The 1,960-nt window shown below is 77.0% G+C and carries 3 protein-coding genes; 2 read left to right on the top strand and 1 reads right to left on the bottom strand.

Annotated features, from left to right (window positions below; translation table 11 throughout):
• Positions 1-82: 82 nt before the first annotated feature.
• Positions 83-508: a hypothetical protein gene (locus ABD317_RS36375; protein ID WP_344296243.1), complete on the top strand. Its 426-nt coding sequence runs from the start codon at positions 83-85 to the stop codon at positions 506-508.
• Here ABD317_RS36375 and ABD317_RS36370 read toward each other — a convergent pair.
• On the bottom strand, positions 469-1,155 hold the full coding sequence (locus ABD317_RS36370) for a FadR/GntR family transcriptional regulator (RefSeq protein WP_344296241.1): 687 nt from the start codon (positions 1,153-1,155) through the stop codon (positions 469-471). The genes ABD317_RS36375 and ABD317_RS36370 overlap by 40 nt on opposite strands.
• A 79-nt stretch (positions 1,156-1,234) precedes the next feature.
• On the opposite strand from ABD317_RS36370, the gene ABD317_RS36365 reads away from it, so the two are divergent.
• On the top strand, positions 1,235-1,960 hold a 726-nt coding region (locus ABD317_RS36365), incomplete at its 3' end, for an MFS transporter (protein ID WP_344296238.1).

The raw sequence follows: 1,960 nt of genomic DNA, 5'->3' as shown, positions 1-1,960 counted from the left end.
GGTGCGTGAGGGCCCGCGCCGTCCCGGCCCCCCCACCCGAGGTTCCGCCCGCCGCGGTACGCGCCCGGGCGGGGCGCCCGCCGTGGGCGGTGGGGTCGCGGTGCTGCTGCTGCTGACCGCCGGGTCCGCGGGGGCCGCCGGGCCACCGGACGGCCCCGGCGCCGCCGGCGCGGGCGGGCCGGCCCGGGCCGAGTGCCGCACCACCGTCACCGGGTCGACCGTGACGGCCCGCTGCTACAACGCCGGCCCGTACGCCGACGCCGTCCAGCTGCACATCGAGTGCGCCCGCTGGTGGGACCCGGACGTGGACGGGATGCGCACGCGGCTCGACCCCGCGGAGAGCGGGGTGCTCAGCGACCGCTGCTGGTTCGGCGTCGCCCGGGCGTGGGTCAGCCACGAGCGGATACGGGACGTACCGGACGATAGCCGGGCCGGCGGTCGCGGGCCGGCGGGGGGGCCGGACGGCCGTCAGCCGCCGCTGAGCGACGGCTCCGGCATGCAGCCGTAGGCGTGCCGGCCCGCCTCCGCCGCCGCCGTCTCCGCGTCCCCGGCCCGGATCGCCGCCACCATGCGGGCGTGGTCCAGGTGCTCCGCCGGCAGCAGCACGTCGCCGACCTTGGAGCGCAGGTACGTGCGGACGACCTCGCCGAGGTCCGCGTAGACCGCCGTCAGCACCTCGTTGTGCGAGGCCGCCGCCACCGCCAGGTGCAGCGTCGCGTCGGCCTCGACGAACGCCGCCGCGTCCCCCGACTCCCACGCCTCCTCGCGCCGCCGCAGCAGCAGCTCCAGCTGCGCCATCTCCGGCTCCGTGCGGCGCACCGCCGCCAGCCGCGCGGCCTGCGCCTCCAGCGCGCTGCGCAGCTCCGAGACGTGCCGCGGCGGGGCGTCGGCGAAGCGCCGCTGCATGACGCCCGCCAGCTCGCTGGTCGCGGCGACGTACGTCCCGGAGCCCTGGCGGATGTCGAGGAGGCCGTTGTTCGCGAGCGCCCGCACCGCCTCGCGGACGGTGTTCCGCGCGACGCCCAGCTGCTCGACCAGCTCCGGCTCGGTCGGGATGCGGCTGCCGACCGGCCACTCGCCGGCGGTGATCTGGGTGCGCAGCTGGGCGATCACCTGGTCGGTGAGGCTGGATCGGCGCGGCGAGGTCAGTGCCATGTCTCTCCCGTACTCGGCCTGCGGTGGGTGCGGAGGCTGCGGTGGTTGCGGAGTGGACAACCATTCATCCCATCATTCTATGATGGTCGGCATGTCACGCCGCAGCATCCTCGCAAAACCCGTCGAGACGCGGAGGGAGATGACCGGAGAAGCCCGGGCCACCGAGCCGGCGGACGCCGCGCGGCCGTCCCCCGCGCCGCGGGTGGCACCGTGGCTGCTGCGGCTCATGGTCCCCGCGCTGCTGCTCGCGGCGGTCAACCTGCGGCCCGCGATAGCCTCGCTCGGCGCGCTCCTGGAGGACGTACGCGCCGACATCGGCATGAGCGGCACGGTCGCCGGGCTGCTCACCTCCATGCCGCCGCTCTGCTTCGCCGTCTTCGGCAGCCTCGCGCCCCGCTTCGCCCGCCGCTTCGGCCCGGTCGCCGTCGTCGCCGGCGGGCTCACCGCGATCGCCGGCGGGCTGGCGCTGCGGCCGCTGCTCGGCAACACCCCGGCGTTCCTCGCCGCCAGCGCGCTGGCGCTCGGCGGCATCGCCGTGGGCAACGTGCTGATCCCCGTCATCGTCAAACGCTGGTTCCCGGACCGGGTCGGCTCGATGACCGGGCTCTACTCGATGGGCCTGGCCCTCGGCACCGCCTCCGCCGCCGGCGTCACCGTGCCGGTGAGCGAGGCGCTGGGCGGCAGCTGGCGCCTCGGCCTCGGCGTCTGGGCCGTCGTCGCGGCGCTCGCCGTGGTGCCCTGGGCGGTGCTGTCGCGCGACTCCCGCCGCGCGGTGCGCGCCGCTGCTGACGCCGACCCCGCCGAC

The sequence above is a fragment of the Streptomyces synnematoformans genome (assembly GCF_039531005.1).
GTDB classification, from domain to species: domain Bacteria; phylum Actinomycetota; class Actinomycetes; order Streptomycetales; family Streptomycetaceae; genus Streptomyces; species Streptomyces synnematoformans.
The sequence above is the reverse complement of the archived record's forward strand: the minus strand, read 5'-3'. Positions and strand labels throughout refer to the sequence as shown.